The organism is Salinispirillum marinum, from assembly GCF_042650105.1.
Lineage (GTDB): Bacteria > Pseudomonadota > Gammaproteobacteria > Pseudomonadales > Natronospirillaceae > Salinispirillum > Salinispirillum marinum.
The window spans coordinates 1509727-1527517 of the sequence record NZ_JBHSAL010000001.1 but is presented as its reverse complement, the minus strand read 5'-3'; the positions used below and the strand labels follow the sequence as shown (position 1 = coordinate 1527517).

At 54.3% G+C, this 17791-nt stretch carries 17 protein-coding genes; 6 read left to right on the top strand and 11 right to left on the bottom strand.

The genetic code is table 11. The features are described from left to right. Positions 1–68: 68 nt before the first annotated feature. From ACFOSD_RS07090 to ACFOSD_RS07055, 8 genes are all read right to left on the bottom strand, one after another. Entirely contained in the window at positions 69–521 is a 453-nt protein-coding gene (locus tag ACFOSD_RS07090; protein ID WP_380692331.1) for a GNAT family N-acetyltransferase, read from the bottom strand. A 9-nt stretch (positions 522–530) separates the two neighbouring features. Continuing rightward, entirely contained in the window at positions 531–1448 is a 918-nt protein-coding gene (locus tag ACFOSD_RS07085; protein ID WP_380692332.1) for a VOC family protein, read from the bottom strand. 37 nt (positions 1449–1485) lie between these two features. Then, entirely contained in the window at positions 1486–1947 is a 462-nt protein-coding gene (locus ACFOSD_RS07080) for a YccF domain-containing protein (protein ID WP_380692334.1), read from the bottom strand. 238 nt (positions 1948–2185) lie between these two features. Further along, the gene (gene brnA / locus ACFOSD_RS07075) at positions 2186–2452 is read right to left on the bottom strand and encodes a type II toxin-antitoxin system BrnA family antitoxin (RefSeq protein WP_380692336.1); all 267 of its coding nucleotides are present in this window, start codon (positions 2450–2452) and stop codon (positions 2186–2188) included. Then, entirely contained in the window at positions 2442–2705 is a 264-nt protein-coding gene (locus ACFOSD_RS07070) for a BrnT family toxin (protein WP_380692337.1), read from the bottom strand. Before ACFOSD_RS07070 ends, brnA begins: the two co-directional genes overlap by 11 nt. Before the next feature lie 412 nt (positions 2706–3117). After that, on the bottom strand, positions 3118–3927 hold the full coding sequence (locus tag ACFOSD_RS07065) for an HNH endonuclease (protein WP_380692339.1): 810 nt from the start codon (positions 3925–3927) through the stop codon (positions 3118–3120). Positions 3928–3979: 52 nt separating this feature from the next. Continuing rightward, positions 3980–4726 carry an SDR family oxidoreductase gene (locus tag ACFOSD_RS07060; RefSeq protein WP_380692340.1) on the bottom strand — a complete coding sequence of 249 codons (747 nt, stop codon included), beginning with the start codon at positions 4724–4726 and terminating at the stop codon, positions 3980–3982. Further along, complete coding sequence (locus tag ACFOSD_RS07055; RefSeq protein WP_380692341.1) at positions 4723–5661, bottom strand: LysR family transcriptional regulator; 939 nt, start codon at positions 5659–5661, stop codon at positions 4723–4725. Before ACFOSD_RS07055 ends, ACFOSD_RS07060 begins: the two co-directional genes overlap by 4 nt. A gap of 259 nt (positions 5662–5920) precedes the next feature. On the opposite strand from ACFOSD_RS07055, the gene ACFOSD_RS07050 reads away from it, so the two are divergent. Next, the gene (locus tag ACFOSD_RS07050; RefSeq protein ID WP_380692342.1) at positions 5921–7567 is read left to right on the top strand and encodes a glycoside hydrolase family 13 protein; all 1647 of its coding nucleotides are present in this window, start codon (positions 5921–5923) and stop codon (positions 7565–7567) included. Continuing rightward, complete coding sequence (locus tag ACFOSD_RS07045) at positions 7567–9270, top strand: glycoside hydrolase family 13 protein (protein WP_380692343.1); 1704 nt, start codon at positions 7567–7569, stop codon at positions 9268–9270. Before ACFOSD_RS07050 ends, ACFOSD_RS07045 begins: the two co-directional genes overlap by 1 nt. Positions 9271–9286: 16 nt before the next feature. On the opposite strand, the gene ACFOSD_RS07040 is transcribed toward ACFOSD_RS07045, so the two are convergent. Then, positions 9287–9835 (bottom strand): TetR/AcrR family transcriptional regulator, encoded by a 549-nt coding sequence (locus tag ACFOSD_RS07040; RefSeq protein WP_380692344.1) that lies wholly within the window; start codon positions 9833–9835, stop codon positions 9287–9289. A 126-nt stretch (positions 9836–9961) separates the two neighbouring features. Between ACFOSD_RS07040 and lpdA the strand changes: the two genes are divergently transcribed. The 3 genes from lpdA to ACFOSD_RS07025 all read left to right on the top strand — a co-directional run bounded on the left by lpdA (position 9962) and on the right by ACFOSD_RS07025 (position 13840). Further along, complete coding sequence (lpdA, locus tag ACFOSD_RS07035; protein WP_380692345.1) at positions 9962–11395, top strand: dihydrolipoyl dehydrogenase; 1434 nt, start codon at positions 9962–9964, stop codon at positions 11393–11395. A 150-nt stretch (positions 11396–11545) separates the two neighbouring features. Further along, positions 11546–13081, top strand: coding sequence for a hypothetical protein (locus ACFOSD_RS07030; RefSeq protein WP_380692346.1), 1536 nt, complete (start codon positions 11546–11548; stop codon positions 13079–13081). A 3-nt stretch (positions 13082–13084) separates the two neighbouring features. Further along, the gene (locus tag ACFOSD_RS07025) at positions 13085–13840 is read left to right on the top strand and encodes a VWA domain-containing protein (RefSeq protein ID WP_380692347.1); all 756 of its coding nucleotides are present in this window, start codon (positions 13085–13087) and stop codon (positions 13838–13840) included. Here the strand turns inward: ACFOSD_RS07025 and ACFOSD_RS07020 are convergent. Together ACFOSD_RS07020 and puuE are read right to left on the bottom strand one after the other, a co-directional pair. Then, the gene (locus ACFOSD_RS07020) at positions 13837–15054 is read right to left on the bottom strand and encodes an MFS transporter (protein WP_380692348.1); all 1218 of its coding nucleotides are present in this window, start codon (positions 15052–15054) and stop codon (positions 13837–13839) included. The genes ACFOSD_RS07025 and ACFOSD_RS07020 overlap by 4 nt on opposite strands. A 226-nt stretch (positions 15055–15280) precedes the next feature. Then, complete coding sequence (gene puuE, locus ACFOSD_RS07015; protein WP_380692349.1) at positions 15281–16201, bottom strand: allantoinase PuuE; 921 nt, start codon at positions 16199–16201, stop codon at positions 15281–15283. A 200-nt stretch (positions 16202–16401) separates the two neighbouring features. Here puuE and ACFOSD_RS07010 point away from each other — a divergent pair, with 200 nt between their 5' ends. Continuing rightward, positions 16402–17667 carry a glycerate kinase type-2 family protein gene (locus ACFOSD_RS07010; RefSeq protein WP_380692351.1) on the top strand — a complete coding sequence of 422 codons (1266 nt, stop codon included), beginning with the start codon at positions 16402–16404 and terminating at the stop codon, positions 17665–17667. The last annotated feature ends 124 nt before the right edge of the window (positions 17668–17791 follow it).

The following is a 17791-nucleotide window of genomic DNA, read 5'->3' as shown; positions in this document are numbered from 1 at the left end:
CAATATTTAACGATACCCGCTGCCATAAAATCGAAGCAGCATTGGTTTCCTGAGTGACAATGGTTCTTCTATAACTGCTTCCTAAAAAACACACGACTAAAACCACCCTCATGCCGACGGTCAACTTCGCGGTAACCGAACCGCTGATACATTGCCAAGTTTTCCGTCATTGCTTCGTTTGTATACAGCTCAACCGCTTGGCTTCCTGCGTTCCGCGCAAAGAGTTCCACATGCGCGATTAAGCGCTTACCAATGCCGCCGCCACTGAACTCAGGCGACACCGAAACGTTCTCTAGATGAACATGATCATCCCGTTGATAGTAAACTACATATCCCACCAGCCCGATTTCGCCCACCGCAACATCGACCCAGCCATTGGCTATCTGCAGGGCGAAGTCCGCGTGCATTGGCGCAGGCTCTTGGTTCATGCGCTCAATATACTTTGCATAAGCTTGGCGCGCGCATGCTTGAATATCTGCAAGGTCCGCTTCCGAGGCAGAACGAATTTCGATAACAGTCATGCGTTTAGTTCAACCCTCATAAGCCCGTTGCAGTTCAGCTAAATCCAGCTTCTTCATCTGCAACATAGACTGCGTTACGCGACCCAATCGTTCTTTGTTGTCATCGGCCATCATACTGTCCATAACCTCTGGTACAACTTGCCACGAAAGGCCGTAGGCATCTTTGAGCCACCCGCACTGCTCTGCCGCTGGCACTGCCGATAATGCTTCCCAGTAATGATCAATCTCTGCTTGGTCTTTGCAGTTCACAATGAACGAAACCGCTTCATTGAAGGCAAATTCATGCTCTTGGGCGCTGTCCATGGCGACAAACCACTGGCCTTCCAAAGTGAAATCCGTAAACATCACCGTGCCTTCCTTGTCCGGCTCCATACCCGCAGGGTAGCGCGCTAGTTCACCACGCTTCGCGTGCTCGAACGTGGCTACATAGAAATCACTGGCCTCTTCTGCCTTGCCACACAGGTCACCAACAAACATCAGCGCTGGCATAATGGTAGGGCGTGGTTCACCCGTCGGGTCGGTCAGAATAAGTTGCCATGACAGCCCGTATTTGTCCTGAATCCAGCCATAGCGCTCACTGAACGGGTAGGCATCGAGCGGCATCAACACCTGTCCGCCATCGGCGAGCTTCGCCCACACTTCATCAATTCTGGCTTTCGCGTTCTTGTCCTGCGCCGGGTCAAAATTAATCATGAAAGACACTGACGGGTTGAATTTGAACAGAGGCCCGGCACTGATCGCCATAAAATCCTGCCCCCACAGCGAAAACGACACGATGTCGCAATCGCCCGATGGCGTATCGCGAATGGTCGTAAGGTTCGTCACCGCTGAATCAGGAAAGACCGAGCAATAAAATTCCGCCGCGTCTTTTGCTTCGCGGTCGAACCACAGGTGCGGAACGATCTTTTGTGGGTTTTGAGTTTTCATAACTCTGTCTCCCATGGGCCAGTGATAGCGCTTTCCCTCAAGCTTTGCGTCTTAAAGCAGCTACAGCCATTTCCGCATTGGCCGCTCTCGCCGCAGCAACGACTTCTTTCGTGACAATGGTTTTGCCAATCGGAAAAATGGCGAGCCCGGCCAGTTTGATGTGCTGAATCCCGAAAGGGATGCCAATGATCGTCACAAAGCACACAAACGCAGAAATGAGATGACCGATGGTGAGCCATAGGCCAGCAAAAACGAACCAAATGATATTACCCAACAACCCAAAGCCACCAGTACCGATGTCATTTCGTTGCGTGAGTTCGTTTCGGCTGATGGCTTCTTTTCCGAACGGGAAAAATGAGAAGCTGCCAATCACGAAGCAAGCCCTTCCCCACGGAATACCGACAATGCTGATGAATGCAATGATGCCTATACACCACCACGCCAACCCCATGATGGCACCACCCAAAATAAACCACAGCACGTTGCCGATTGTTCTCATTGGAATCTCGCAATTTGAATTTAGCGCAGCAATAATCAATGTTCAGGCGGTGGCGGAGGGCTACCGGGCTAGGTTATTGCCTTATCGATTCTTCTATCAGTGCAACTTTACCAATGCAAACTGCAGAGTTGCGAAGAGCACCGCGCAAGAATGAAACACTCTCGTGTATAGAGCGACAGTTACTTGTCCGGCATCTGTCGACCTAGTTGTCATTGCTAATTTCCAAGCTTTCTACCGGTCATTGGCTGCCAGAGCTACCATCGACACGGTACTGGTTAGCCGCTTCAGCATTTAAACGCTCAACCAGCCAAACCTTGATGATCGACTGCCGAGTAACACCAATACGAGCTGCTTCACGATCTAATGATTCAACCACCCAAGTGGGAAAGTCGACATTGATACGTTTCTGGTCTTGATTAATGCGCCGCGACGTCGACAAATCAAGATCATCTATGATGTCTTCGTTGTCTTGGTCAAATTTTTTGTCAAATGTCTTAGCTTTCATACAGCTCTACCTCTCGTTTGCGGGAGCGTCGTACAGAAATGATCCGTGCTGTGCCATTCCTATAAGTGATGACGGCAGACCAATGCTTTGAACCAAGGAGGCCGACCACTAGGAAACGAGGCTCATCATCAGATCTGGCCTGTATTTCAAGCAAGTCAGGATCTTTCCAGAGAGCCTGTGCATCCAAGAAATCAATCCCATGTTTTTCAAGATTTGCTTGGCTTTTTCCGTCATCGTACTCGAAGTTGCTCATGAGTATAAATTATTCCTTTTTTACTCATCCAGCAAGATGCTCGGCGGCTCCAAATCCAACATTAATAGCGGCTTCCACTAGGGAAGCGGCTCCTTGGGAAGGGAAGCGCGTCTTTTTCAATCTTCTGGAGATTCATGGGATTAAACTGTCGTTCGTTTATCACTCAATTTTGACACGGAAAGATAGCGGGAGCCACTGACTGGTTTTTGACTTAACTCCGTCACTCTCATCCTTCACAGATTGAGCCGCAAGAAAGTGCGACATCGTTTCTGAAAGCCCAGTACGCTTCAATAAAATGCAGCCCTCAACCTACTAGAAGCTAAATCCTATACTAACCACCAACTTTCCACGATCCTCCCTTGAGAATCATGATGCAAATAAGGCTATTCAAACGACTAGTCAAAAAAACTTACTACTTTAGCTGTTCCTTAATTTCACTGTATGCGAGCGCCTTTGTTCTCATGAGAATATGAACGGCCGTATGGCAGTTCGGGCACAGTAGAGCAAAATCTGAGACTTGGACCTTATATGACTCTGAATATGTCGACACAGGCACCTTATGATGTGCTTCAATGTATTCAACACCATAGCGATCTGAGAACACCTTGCTACAGATATCACATACCCATGGCTGAGTCTTCTTAACTGCCAGAGCCGCATCCCTATTCCGCTCAATTAGCAAGTGTGATACATACTTTCGCCCACCTTCGAGATACCCTGCTTCTTGTTGACGAACTTCATTGCTGGCGGAATAGTCCTCCAACCTCGCCAGCTTCACACACGTGTCTTCAAGCTCTGAAACTCGAAAAGCGCCTTCAAATATCCAAATTAGATGTCGCTTAGTAAATTTTTGCTCCGTAAAAAGAAGGATGGGGTATCCAAATTGAGGCTGATTTATCAAGACCTTGTTGGCCTTTTCTGATTGTGAAACTTGCCCGGATCGAGCCTTGAAAGAGTAACGATAAAATTCCTTCGATCCGGCATCCCAGCCGTCTTTATCATATGAACCGAGCTTAGACTTAATTATTACAGCCCGACATTCTGGTAGCGCTCCGACCCAATTAATGCCCTGCTGAGGCGTGTTACCAATTTTTAAGTCTTCACCGGCCCAGTACGCAGACCCCTCAATTTTTGACTGCTGAATCAATTCGTTCAGATTTTTCTTTGAGACAGTATCCCCTGCTTTTAGAGCGAGAATATCTAGCGGCTTTCTAAGTTCCATATTTTCCTCCTAGTGCAGCAATGATCTTTCGCCCTTGTACAGATGACTATACTCACCGCCCACCAGCCACATCAATAAAGGTCGCTGTCGCATAACTGGCTTCATCAGACAGCAACCACAGTATCGCGTTAGCGACTTCTTCCGGCTGGCCGCCGCGCTGCATCGGCACGCCGACTTTTACACGGTCTACTCTATTCGGTTCGCCGCCTTGGGCGTGTATGTCGGTGTAGATAAATCCTGGCCGCACGCCATTCACTCGTATGCCTTCGGTGGCGACTTCACGCGCTACGCCAAGGGTGAAGGTGTCTATGGCGCCTTTGGATGCGGCGTAGTCGACGTATTCGCCGGGTGAGCCGGTGAGTGCGGCGACGGACGACACATTCACAATGGCGCCGCCCGTGCCACCGTGCTTGGTGGACATGCGTTTAATGGCCTCTCGGGTACACAGCATAGTGCCGGTGACGTTGGTGGTTAATATGCGGTTTATGCGTTCGGCGGTCATGTCTTCTACGCGCATTTGGGTTTCTAATGTGCCGACATTGTTCACCAGTGCCGCCAAGGTGCCCTCTTCTGCATCAATGTGAGCAAACAATCGCTGTACGTCTCCTTCGCGTGAAACATCGGCTTGCACGGCAAAGGCTTGCCCTCCGGCTTGCTGAATCTGCTCCACCACGGCCTTTGCAGCGGTGGCATTTTCCCGATAGTTCACGGCCACACGGTAGCCACGTTGCGCGGCCAAAATGGCGGTAGCCGCGCCGATGCCTCGGCTAGCACCCGTTACCAAAAGTATTTTGTTCATAGCGTCACCTGCGAAATAAAGGGCGCTGATGCCACATGCTGCTGGATCAAGCCCGTAATGTGCTGAATATGCTCGTCGTCGGCGCGTTCCGCCAACACATACAGCCCCACCGTATGCGGGCCTTGCGGTTCATCTATCGGTAAGGGTAGCACGCCCTGTTGGACAAAATAGTCGGCCAGTACATTGGTGTAGGTCATTACGGCGTCGCTGTCACGCAGAATGTCGAGCCCGGCGGTCATGGAGTTGGTGGCCCATACCACGCGCTCGGGCACGTAGTAGCGTTCACGTTGCGCCTGTTTCAGCGCTAAGTTGTCGAGCACTTGGGTGTAGCGCGCTTCGTCGGGAGTAACATCCAAATGCGGGTAGGCGAGCAAGTCCACCAAGCTGCAACTCGGTTGCGCAAGCAAGGGGTGCCCGGCACGCACGTAGCAGCCGTCGAAGGCTTGAAACAGCGGATTGAACACCGCGCCTGCTCGCTCGTTCAGGCCAACAATCTCATGCCCAATGAACAGGTCAATGTCGCCACAGAGCAATTGGTCCATGGAGCGCAAGTGGTTGCCGATGTCGACGTGCACAGGGGCGGTGGGGTTTTCGCGCCGGTAGTCTTGCAGCAGGTCGCGGAAGAACAAATGCCACCACGCCATCCCGACGCCGATGCGCAAGCCGCGTTCGCGTTTCACTTTGAGCTGGGCGAGTTTTTCCATGGCGTTGTCGTGTACGCGCTGCATGATGCGCGTTTGTTCCATCAATAATTCGCCGTAGGGCGTGAGCGCCATGCCTTTGGAAGAGCGCACGAAGAGTTCAACGCCGAGGTTGTCTTCCAGTTTTTTGATGTTGTGGGTGAGTGTGGGCTGGCTGATGAACAGGCGCGTGGCGGCATGGCTGAGGCTGTTCAGTTCAGCGACGGTGAGGAATTGCTTTAAGAGTTTGTCCATTGGCAGACTATAGATTTTATCTATAGAGAGAACAATAAAATGCATTATTTTTTGCGCTTGGGGTGCTGTAGGCTTCACGACATCGGGCAAGACCCACAGATCAGGGGCATGGGTAAGCCTTTTGGGGGACGCCGTAAATACGTCCATGTAGGCTCGGAAGCGCCCGTCCGGGGCGCTTACGCCCACCAAAACACTTACCCATGCCCCTGCTCTGCGATCGATGCCCAGAACACACGTCTAACTGAATTAGGAATATGAGATGACCCAGCCTTGGTGGAAAGACGCCGTGGTGTACCAGATTTACCCACGCAGCTTTAAAGACAGCAATGGCGATGGCATGGGCGACATTCCCGGCGTCATCAGCAAGCTCGACTATTTAGCCACATTAGGCATCAACGTCATCTGGTTGTCGCCGGTCTTCGCGTCGCCCATGGACGACAACGGCTATGACATTTCCGACTATCAGGACATCGCCCCCGAATTCGGCACGCTGGCTGATATTGACCGTCTGATCGCCGAGGCCGATGCACGCGGCATCAAGATCATCATGGACTTAGTGGTGAACCACAGCTCCGACGAACATCCGTGGTTCGTGTCGGCCAAGTCGTCCAAAGACAGCCCCTACCGCGACTTCTACATCTGGCGGCAACCGAACGCCGATGGCTCGCTTCCGAGCGACATGCACTCTTATTTTGGTGGCTCCATGTGGGAGTTCGACGAAGTATCCGGCGAATACTACTTCCACCAGTTCAGCAAAAAACAGCCGGATCTGAACTGGGACAACCCCGCCGTACACACCGCCGTGCACGACATGATGAACTGGTGGCTGGACCGGGGCGTGGCGGGTTTCCGCATGGACGTGATCGACCTGATCGGCAAAGACGTGGATGCTCGCATCATGGCCAACGGCCCGCGTCTGCACGAACTGATTCAAGCCATGAACAAAGCGACCTTTGGCCCGCGTGATGCGCTCACCGTCGGCGAAGCGTGGAGCGCCACGCCGGAAATCGCCAAGCTCTATTCGCACCCTGAGCGCCACGAGCTGTCGATGGTGTTTCAGTTTGAGCACATCACGCTGTCGTTCGACCCCGTACACGGCAAATGGAAGCCACGTCCGTTCAACTTGGTTGAACTGAAAGCCGTGTTCAACAAGTGGCAAACCGAGCTGGCTGGTCAGGGCTGGAACTCGCTGTTTTGGAACAACCACGACCTGCCACGCGCCGTGTCCAAGTACGGCAACGATGGCGAATACCGCGTGCGTTCCGCCAAGTGCCTAGCCACAACGCTGCATTTGATGCAAGGCACGCCGTACATCTATCAGGGCGAAGAACTGGGCATGACCAACGTGCAGTTTCCGAGCATTGAAGACTATCAAGACATTGAAACGCGCAACCTCTACACCGAACGTTTGGCCGCCGGACACAGCGAAGACGAAATGATGGCCGCCATTTACGCCAACAGTCGCGACAACGCGCGCACGCCGATGCAGTGGGACGACTCCGCGCACGGCGGCTTCAGCACGGCACAGCCTTGGTTGGGTGTGAACCCGAATTACCCCCAGATCAACGCAGCGCAGAATGTCGCCGACGAAGGGTCGATCTTCCATCACTACCGCAAACTGATCGCGCTGCGCAAAGCACACCCGGTCATTGTTGACGGGCAGTTTGAATTGCTGTTACCCGAGCACGAACAGATCTTCGCCTACCTGCGTCAACTCGACGGGAAAACGCTGTTGGTGGCGAGCAATTTTTCCAATGAAGCAGCGCACGCCGAGTTACCCGAGGCGCTACGTCTGCGTTCCGGCACCTGTTTAATTCACAATCATCAAGCCCACACAGGCACTGGCGAGCAGTTGTCGTTAGCACCGTGGGAAAGTTTTGTTTTATCGCTTGAGGAGTTAGTTTGATGTCAGCTCAACACACACCTGTTCACGCTGCCAGCCCAGAACGCGCCAACCCAAAACGCGCCTGGTGGAAAGAGGCCGTGGTGTACCAGATTTATCCACGCAGCTTTATGGACAGCAACGGCGATGGCATTGGTGACCTAAAGGGCATCACCAGCAAGCTGGACTATTTGGATGATCTCGGTGTCAACGTGCTGTGGTTGTGCCCGATTTTCCCGTCACCGAACGACGACAACGGTTACGACATCAGCGACTATCAAGGCATCATGGCCGAATTTGGCACCATGGAGGATTTCGACGAGCTGTTGGCGCAGGCCCACGCACGCGGCATCAAAATCCTGCTGGATCTGGTAATTAACCACAGCAGTGATGAGCACGCGTGGTTTCAGGAATCGCGCAGCTCGAAAGACAACCCGAAACGGGATTGGTACATCTGGCGGCCGGGCAAAAACGGCGGCCCACCAAACAACTGGGAAAGCATTTTCACCGAACCGGCGTGGGAATACGATGAGCAAACCGGCGAGTACTTCCTGCACGTGTTTTCACGCAAGCAACCGGATTTGAACTGGGACAACCTCGACATGCGTGCCGCCGTGTACGACATGGTGCGTTGGTGGTTGGACAAGGGCGTAGACGGTTTCCGCATTGACGCCATTACCCACATTAAGAAAACGCCCGGCTTGCCTGACCTTCCGAACCCTGAAGGAATGATCGCCGTGCCATCGCACGACCATCACCGAAATGTGTCGGGGATTCACGAATACATCGCGGATTTATGCGACAACACCTTCGCCCACTACGACATCATGACCGTAGGCGAAGCCAATGGTGTGACCGTGGACGAAGCGCCGCTGTGGGTGGGCGAGGACCAACATAAATTCAACATGCTGTTCCAGTTCGAGCAACTTAAGTTGTGGGGTTCGGAGGCGGACGCTGGCCTCAATTTGCCCGAACTAAAGCGCACCTTAACGCGTTGGCAAAAAGGCTTGGAAGGCAAGGGCTGGAACGCACTCTTTTTGGAAAACCATGACCTTGCGCGCATAGTCTCGACCTGGGGCGACGATCAAGGCTACCGCTACGAAAGCAGCACGGCGCTGGCGACCCTATATTTCCTGATGCAAGGTACGCCGTTTATTTATCAGGGCCAAGAACTGGGGATGACTAATTATCCGTTCCAACACCTGCATGAATTTGACGACGTGGCGGTGAAAAACCTGACCGCCAAACAGCGTGCACACGGCTGGACCGACCACGATATCCTGCACAGCATCAAGGACAGTGCGCGTGACAATTCGCGCACGCCAATGCAATGGGATGACTCACCCCATGCGGGGTTCACTACTGGCACGCCCTGGCTGGCGGTGAATCCGAACCACACCACCATCAACGTGGCGCAACAAGCGGACGACCCACAGTCAGTGCTGAACTATTACAAGCAGATGATTCAATTGCGCAAAGAACACGATGTGTTGGTTTATGGCACCTATGACTTGATTCTGGACGACCATCCCCAGGTTTACGCGTACACACGTACGCTGAACGAACAGAAGGTTTGGGTGTTGTGCAACCTGAGCGGGCAAAACGCCGATCTCGGTGACATGGGCTCCAATAGCTCTGGAACCTTACTGTTGGGGAATTATCCCACCGCTGGGCAGAATACAGAACTCAGGCCATGGGAAGCGCGCGTGATGATAGGAAGCCTGTAAAACCAGAGGCAAGGCACTACGGTGCCTTGCCTTCCAACTTCAATGTCACACCCTGCACGGCATTTTCAAAAAACTGCACATCACCCACCACTCGGGTGCCGACCAATGCGCCATTGAGAGACGACAGCCAGCCCGCCGCCTGCGCGTCAGCATCAGCTTCTTCCGACACCAATGCCGCCAACCATGCGAGGTTCTGTCGGTAGAACTGCCGTAAGCCAAGCACCACATTGTCGGGCAAAACGGCAATATCACTCGCCAACATGATGCACATGGGCAGGCGCTGGTTCTGCTTCAGTTCTGTACGGTACATGTTCACGAAGAACTGCAGTTTTTCTTCAGATGACGCGCAGTGTTCGTCAGCGTAGGCAAAGGCCGAAAGAAAACGTCCGCTGTAGCGTTTCAAAACGGCAACCACCAAATCTTCCTTCGTGGGGAAGTGGTAATGCACGCTCGCGCTCTTAATGCCCACGGCCAAAGCCACTTCACGAAAGCTGAACCCGTTAAAGCCTTTCTCACTCAACAACGCCTGCGTGACATCCAAAATCTGTTCAGCGGTACTGCTCATTACCTGTGTCCTGTCGTGCAGATGAAGTTTGGCCATTATAAGGATGATGGTTACTTTTTGTCATTCTACCTATCAGTTGATAGATTGCAATTATTGAGCTTTCTGAAGCCGTCAAAAGGTAACGATATGGATAAGAATTCAGTGGTCGAAACTGATGTGTTGGTACTGGGCGCAGGCCCAGGCGGATATTCGGCAGCATTTCGCGCGGCCGACTTGGGCGTAAAAGTCACCTTGGTTGAGCGCTACGCAGAACTGGGTGGGGTGTGCCTGAATGTGGGCTGTATTCCGTCCAAGGCATTGTTGCATGTTGCCGCCACCCTACATGAGGCCGAGGAATCCGCGCAGATGGGAGTGCGCTTTGCGCGGCCTGAACTGGATATCGACCGCATACTGGCGTTTAAAGACGGCACGGTTAAAAAGCTAACCGACGGAATTCGGAGAATGACCCGCCAGCGCAAGGTGGACGTGGAGCAGGGTACGGGAACCTTTACTGGCCCCAACCAACTGCTGGTCACTCGGGACGATGAAACAGAGACACAGATTCAATTTAAACACGCCATCATTGCTGCTGGATCTCGACCGGTAAAATTGCCCTTCCTGCCGGACGATGACCGCATCTTTGATTCCACCGGCGCCCTGGCGTTGCGTGACGTGCCGCCTCGCCTAGCGATTTTAGGCGGCGGCATCATCGGGCTGGAAATGGCGACGGTGTATCAGGCGCTGGGGAGCGAGGTCACGATCATTGAAGCGGCGAGTCAATTGGTACCGGCGGCCGATGCCGATCTGGTTCGAGTGTATCAGCGCTATAATCGCGACCGTTTTACGATTGAACTGAAAACGCGTGTAACCGGCGTGAAAGCTGAACCCGACGCGCTGATTCTCACCGTAGAGGCCGCAGACGGCACGTGCCGGGAAATTGCCGCGGACGCACTGCTGGTGGCTGTGGGTCGCCGCCCGAACGGTGATTTAACGGCTGCAACACGCGCCGGGGTCGTGGTCGATGACCGAGGATTCATTCCCGTGGATGCGCAACAACGAACCAATGTGCCGCACATTTATGCCATCGGTGACATCGTGGGTGACCCCATGCTCGCCCATAAGGCCACGCATCAAGGCCATGTCGCCGCCGAAGTCATCGCGGGCCATAATCGCCGTTTTGAACCCTTGGCTATCCCCTCCATCGCCTACACCAACCCGGAAATCGCGTGGACGGGGCTGACGGAACAGCAGGCCAAAGCGCAGGGCATTGCCTACGCCGTGGCGGTATTTCCTTGGTCGGTCAGTGGCCGTGCGCTGGGTGCCGGGCGTGGCGAGGGCAAAACCAAATTGATTTACGACCCAGAAACCGACCGGCTTTTAGGTGCTGGCCTTGTGGGTATTCATGCCGGGGAGCTGTTAGGCGAACTGACGCTGGCGTTGGAGTTTGGTGCCTCGGTTGAGGATTTAGGGCTGACCATTCACGCTCACCCGACACTGCATGAAACCGTAGGGCTGGCGGGTGAATTGGCGGCGGGTACGGTGACGGATGTGTTGAATCCCAAGGCCCGCAAAATAAGATAAAATTTGAATGGGCCCGGAGCGCGAAAACCGTTCACGAGCCTATTTTAAGACACCCGACAGAAGACACACACGCGTCACACCACACAACTCACAGATTTTTCACCAGCCTAAACAACAATGTGTTCACCACAACCCAACAAGGTGAACATCATGACTGACATTCTCTACATCTGGTCCGCCTCGCCTGCACTATCGCTGGCGATCTGGCTGGTTATCGCAATTACTGTTTTGTATCTGGGCCGTCCGCATGCGCACCATCTGTTGCGCAATACCGGGCGTGCGATTCACGGTACGCTACGCGTGGCTGCACGCAGCATTCATCAACTGGAGCAGCGCTTGGAAGCGCGCAACCGTGACGTTCTGTTGGCGATGGGCCGAGACGCTTCCGAAAAAGCCATCGAGCGCGAGTTCAGCCGCGTCAACGCGATTGTGGAACGGGACCTCAGCCAATACCCCAGCCTGCACCGCAAACTGGCCGACACGCTGAAAAAGATTCAAGACGACTATCACGCCGCCACCGATGATGCCCCCCTACCACCCGCATGGACGGAAGTCGTGGAAACCATTACGGCACTGCCCAACACCGGCGACCCAGCGGTGGTGAAGATTCTCGACAACATCAAACAGATGGTGGAAAGCTCGCATCAGCAGACACTGAAGGCGTACCAGAAAGGCACCAATGAACGGCACAAAATCCTGAATGGCATGCAACCTGACTGGCGCGCGCTGAACAACACCATGGAAAAAGTGCAGCAGACCATCACAGGTTTAGATGACCGCACGAAGATTATCGACCGCCAAATGGCCGACTACGAAAGCCTGCGTAAGTCGGAAGATAAAGCGGTACATGCTTTAACTGCTTCGTCGCTGACTCAATTCTTCGTGGCCGCATTGGTGTTAGTTGTTGCGACTTTCGGTGGCATCATCAACTTCCACTTGATCGCCCTGCCCATGTCAGAAATGGTCGGGGGCGCGAGCTACATTGGCTCGGTGCGCACTTCAGACATCGCTGCACTGGTGATCATTGCCGTGGAAATCACCATGGGCCTGTTCTTGCTGGAAGCACTACAGATCACCCGCTTGTTTCCGATGATCGGCAGCATGGACGACAAGATGCGTAAGCGCATGGCCATCGCCGCATTCGCCATTTTGGTCATCTTCGCCAGCATCGAAGCATCACTGGCTTACATGCGTGACCTCTTGGCCTTAGACCGCGAAGCCTTGGCCCAGTCGTTGGCCGGTGCGAGTGCCGCAGTAGAACACAACTTCCGCTGGATTCCGTCCATCGGCCAGCTGGTTCTTGGCTTTATCCTGCCCTTCGCACTGGCTTTTGTCGCCATTCCGCTAGAAGCCTTCGTGCACTCACTGCGCACGGTATTGGGGCTGATTGCACTGGGTACGCTGCGAGTTATGCGCCTAGTGATTCGCTTGGTAGGCGGCATCGCCAACCACGCAAGCAAGATGCTGGTGAGCCTTTACGACCTGTTCATCATGTTGCCGCTGAGTGTTGAGCGCATGGTTAAAGACCGTCGGGATCACCCCATGGCTCGCGGCAACGATGACGAGACCGAAGCCGACAACGCTAAAAGTACTCGCGCGAAACCAACCAAAGCCAAGCGTCAGGCTACCCCATCGACAGCGGATGACCTCGACGCCGACCTGCCGTTGACCACACAGGAGGCCTAAACCATGACCATACATAACGCACAAGTGCAATATTTGGTTGAACGCGAACTGGAAAAGATCGAAGCGCTGGAACAAGAACGCCAACTGCGCCGCAAGGCGCGCTGGAACAAAGCCAAACTGGCCTTGGGTGCTGTGTTCGCGGCCTTCTTGATGGGTTGTGGCGAACCGGCGAACCAAAGCCGGGCCGCATTTATATTAGTCGACATCTCCGGCGATTACGCCGGAGAACTGAACAAAGCGCGCACCCTCAGCAATTACTTACTGGCGAATTTGAACAGCGGTGATTCGCTGGCCGTGGGCTTTATCGACAACAGCAGCTTTACCGAGCGCAACGTTATTGCGCAGGCAACGTTTGACCATCGGCCCAGCGTTACCAACCAGCAGAAACGTGAATTTCAGGCCTCATTAGATGCCTTTTTGCAACGCTTTAGCGTGCCCAGTCATCACAGCGATATTACCGGCGGCGTGTTGCTGGCCACCGATTATTTAAGCGAAGTGGATGCCGGGCATAAGTATTTATTTTTGCTGTCTGATCTGCACGAAGATCTGCCGCCGTGGCTGAACCGCGATGTCAGTATGAACCTGAACAACGTGCAAGTAGTGGCCGTCAATGTGAAGCGCCAACGCAGTGACAATAATGACCCAGCGGCCTACCAACGCCGACTGACGGATTGGCAGGAGCGCATTGAAGCCGGTGGCGGTCATTGGCAAATGGTGAATGACTTAGCCCGTTTGGAAAACGCGGTGGTGTTGCGCTAACGCGCCGGAAAGTACCGAAACCACAACAATGCCACACCCTGCAAACCCCCACACAGCAGGAAGCTGACCTGATACGCCACATCGGGGTAGCCGGTCAGTGGGTCGGCAGGCCACTGAGCTACAATCACCCCCATCAGCCACTGCAACAAGAACGCACTGACAAATAACAACAGGTTCAGCGCAGTATTCACCCGCCCGGCCAAGGCCTTGGGGAATTGCTGCGTTAAGGCGGCGTACATCAAGGAACCGGATGAGCCAAAATACCCCAGTAAGAACCACAGGGGCACGTCAGGCACCGGCATGCGGATGATTAAGGCCATCAAGGCCAAAAAGAACAACGTCATGCAGAACATCGCAACTTGGGTCGTGGTAATACGATATTTCAACACCCAACTGCAAAATCCGCCCAGAGTCATGTAGCCTAAGGCCATACCCAGGGCGGCCCAAAACAGCATATCGGCCGTCGTCGCCGGCGTAAATTGCTCAACCTCGCGCAGCCAAACCGCCGCCCACAAGCCCAACAAAGCAATAAAAATTGCTTGGGTGAACACGCTGGCTGGCGCCACGCGCACAAAGATGGGGTGGACAAATACCGACAGCGCGCCGCGCATCTGTTCACCAAAAGGTGTATGGGTTCGCCCTTTTTCCAAGATGGGTGGCACCACCACACGAACCAAAACCGCGATAAACAGCGTCAATCCGCCCAAGCCCACAAACAACCCGCGCCAACCGATCAACGGCAATAGTGCTTCCACGGGCACCGTGGCCGTAATGGCACCCAAACCGCCAAAGGCCAGTTGCAGGCCATTCACGAGCGCCAAACGCTCGCCCGGCACCAAGGCTACATAAGCCCGGAAGGCTGACATCAAACAAGCCGACACACCCAAACCAATTAACCCACGCCCGAGCCACAACATAAACGGGGTTTGCGCAAAGGCAAATACCAGCGCACCGGCGGCGGCAATCAATAAGATCGCGGAAGCCACGTTACGGGTGTCGTAACGGTCCAGCAAGACACCCAGCGGCAACTGCGCAGCGGCGAAGAACAGGAAATAGGCGCTGCCAATCCAACCCAAGTTGGCGGGGCCGATACCCAGCTCCAACGCCATGGGTTCGGCAATGACTCCGTTAACAATGCGGTAGAAAAACGACAGGTAATATCCCAACGCAAACGGCAAAAATACGGTGAGAAAAAAGCGTCGGTCGAGATTCACATGCACTCCTCAGGGTGGGCGGCGCACTAAATTAAGGCATTGCGAATGGAGTTACAAGTTTAGACCGTGGGGTGGGGTTTAGGTATTTATGGTTCCGTGGTAGGGCTAGGCTCCTGATGGCCCTTTGCGGCAGGACGCCGCAAGGGAGCTCCATGGATGGATTTATGCGTGCCAGAAGGAGCCTAGTCCTACCAAGGAACCGAATAAATACACTGCCATCAGAAAATCATACAGCGGGATGCTCCACCACCCAATGCCGCGCAATATCCACTCGTCGGGTCACCCACACCCGATCGTGCGCTTCAATGTGGTCGAGAAAGCGCTGCAACGCGCGAAATCGCCCCGGCCGCCCAATCAACCGGCAATGCAAGCCAATCGACAACATCTTCGGGCTGTCTTCGCCTTCGGCGTACAGTACGTCGAACGCATCCTTCACATACTGAAAAAACTGCTCCCCACTATTAAACCCCTGCGCCGCGGCAAAACGCATATCGTTGGTATCCAAGGTATAGGGCACCACCAAATGCTGTTTTACCTCGCCTGTGGAGGTCGTCACCGGCGTCCAAAACGGCAGGTCGTCACCATAGTAATCCGAGTCGTACAGCAACCCGCCTTCTTCCACCACCAACCGCCGCGTGTTCGGGCTGTCGCGCCCGGTATACCAGCCCAAGGGGCGTTCGCCGAATAGGCTTTCCATAGTCGCCAACGCCTGCTGTAAATGCGCGCGTTCTTGCGCTTCCGGCATGTCTTGATAATGAATCCACCGCAGCCCATGGCACGCCACCTCATGCCCGAGCGATTTAAACGCCGTTACCGCTTCGGGGTTACGTTGCAACGCCATGGCCACGCCAAACACCGTGAGCGGCAATCCGCGACGCTCGAATTCACGCAAAATACGCCATAAACCCGCCCGAGATCCGTATTCATAGATCGACTCCATGCTCATGTGGCGGCTTGGATACGGTGCAGCGCCGATGATTTCCGACAAAAAGGTTTCCGAATGGGCATCACCATGCAACACACAGTTTTCACCACCTTCTTCATAGTTCAACACAAATTGAACCGCTATTTTGGCCTTACCGGGCCAATTCGCTTGCGGTGGGCGACCGGCATAGCCGATCAGATCACGGGGATATTCGGGTGTCATGGCGTTCACCTTTGCAAGAAGGGCTGTTCAGAATAATAGATCAAAATAGTAGATCAGTGACTGCGGATTGACCATAAGGTCAATTGGCCCAAAGCATGCAAGGTAGGCAAGCAGCACCTAATTCCCGTACATTTGTACACCACCGGGAAAAAACGCACCACCGAAGTGCGCCGTACAACGCACCGAGAGGCCAACACCCCATGACCGAGCACGATGACCGCCAAATACTACGCCAATTGTTTGATGCCGCACTGGCCGTTGCCCAACCGGAGCGCTGTGTGCAGCATTTTTTACCCGAGCCAACCGCAGGTCGCACCTTGGTTATTGGCGCCGGCAAGGCATCCGCGGCCATGGCGCAGGCCTTAGAACAGCATTGGGTCGGAGAGATCAGCGGCTTGGTCGTCACCCGATATGGTTATGCTGTACCCTGCACGCATATTGAAATTGTCGAAGCTGCGCACCCCGTGCCCGATGCAGCAGGTGAGCAGGCGGCACAGCACATGTTGGATATGGTGCAAGGGCTAACGGCAGATGATCAAGTGATTGTGCTGATTTCCGGTGGCGGTTCCGCACTACTCCCACTCCCAGCCGACGGCTTAACCCTCGCCGACAAACAACACATTAGCCAAGCGTTGTTGCGCTCCGGCGCGAGTATTCAAGAAATGAACATCGTGCGGCGACACCTCTCCGCCATTAAGGGCGGGCGTTTGGCGGCGGCCTGCTATCCGGCGCGGGTGGTGAATTTGTTGATTTCCGATGTGCCGGGTGATGACTTACCCGCCATCGCCTCTGGTCCCACGGTGGGCGACCCTAGCACCTGCGCCGAGGCACTCGCGGTGTTGGCACGCTACGACATCGAAGTCCCTGCGTTGGTGCAGGAAGGCCTGGCACAGGGCAGGCTGGAATCCGTTAAACCGGATGATCCACGGCTGCATAACGTCACCACGCATTTGGTGGCCGCACCGCAAGTTGCGTTGGAAGCGGCGGCACAAGCTGCCCGTACCGCCGGTATCACGCCCTTGATTCTGGGCGACAGTTTGGAAGGTGAAGCCCGCGAGTTAGGCAAAGTCATGGCGGGCATAACGCGCCAGGTGAGCACCTTTGGACAACCCATCGCACCACCCTGTGTGTTGTTATCCGGTGGTGAAACCACGGTCACCGTGCGTGGCAACGGCGTGGGTGGGCGTAATGTCGAATTTCTGCTTTCTTTGGCGGTCGCACTCCAAGGCATGTCCGGGGTAACGGCGTTGGCCGCCGACACCGACGGCGTGGATGGGATGGCCGAGGTGGCGGGTGCCTTGATTGATGAACATACGCTAACGCGCGCCCGCGCACTGAGCATTGACCCACAAGCCGCACTGGATACGAATAACGGACACGGCTTTTTTGCGGCGTTAAACGACGCGCTGATCACCGGCCCGACCTTGACCAATGTGAACGACTTCCGCGCCATTCTGATTCGTTAGTGGGCTGCATAATACGTCGGTGAAAAGGCGATAAAAGGCCATTTTAGGCACGAACCGCTCGACTTGTTGACCAAGCGGTCAAGCCATGACTACAATGCGATGGACTATAATAAAGTGACGCTTG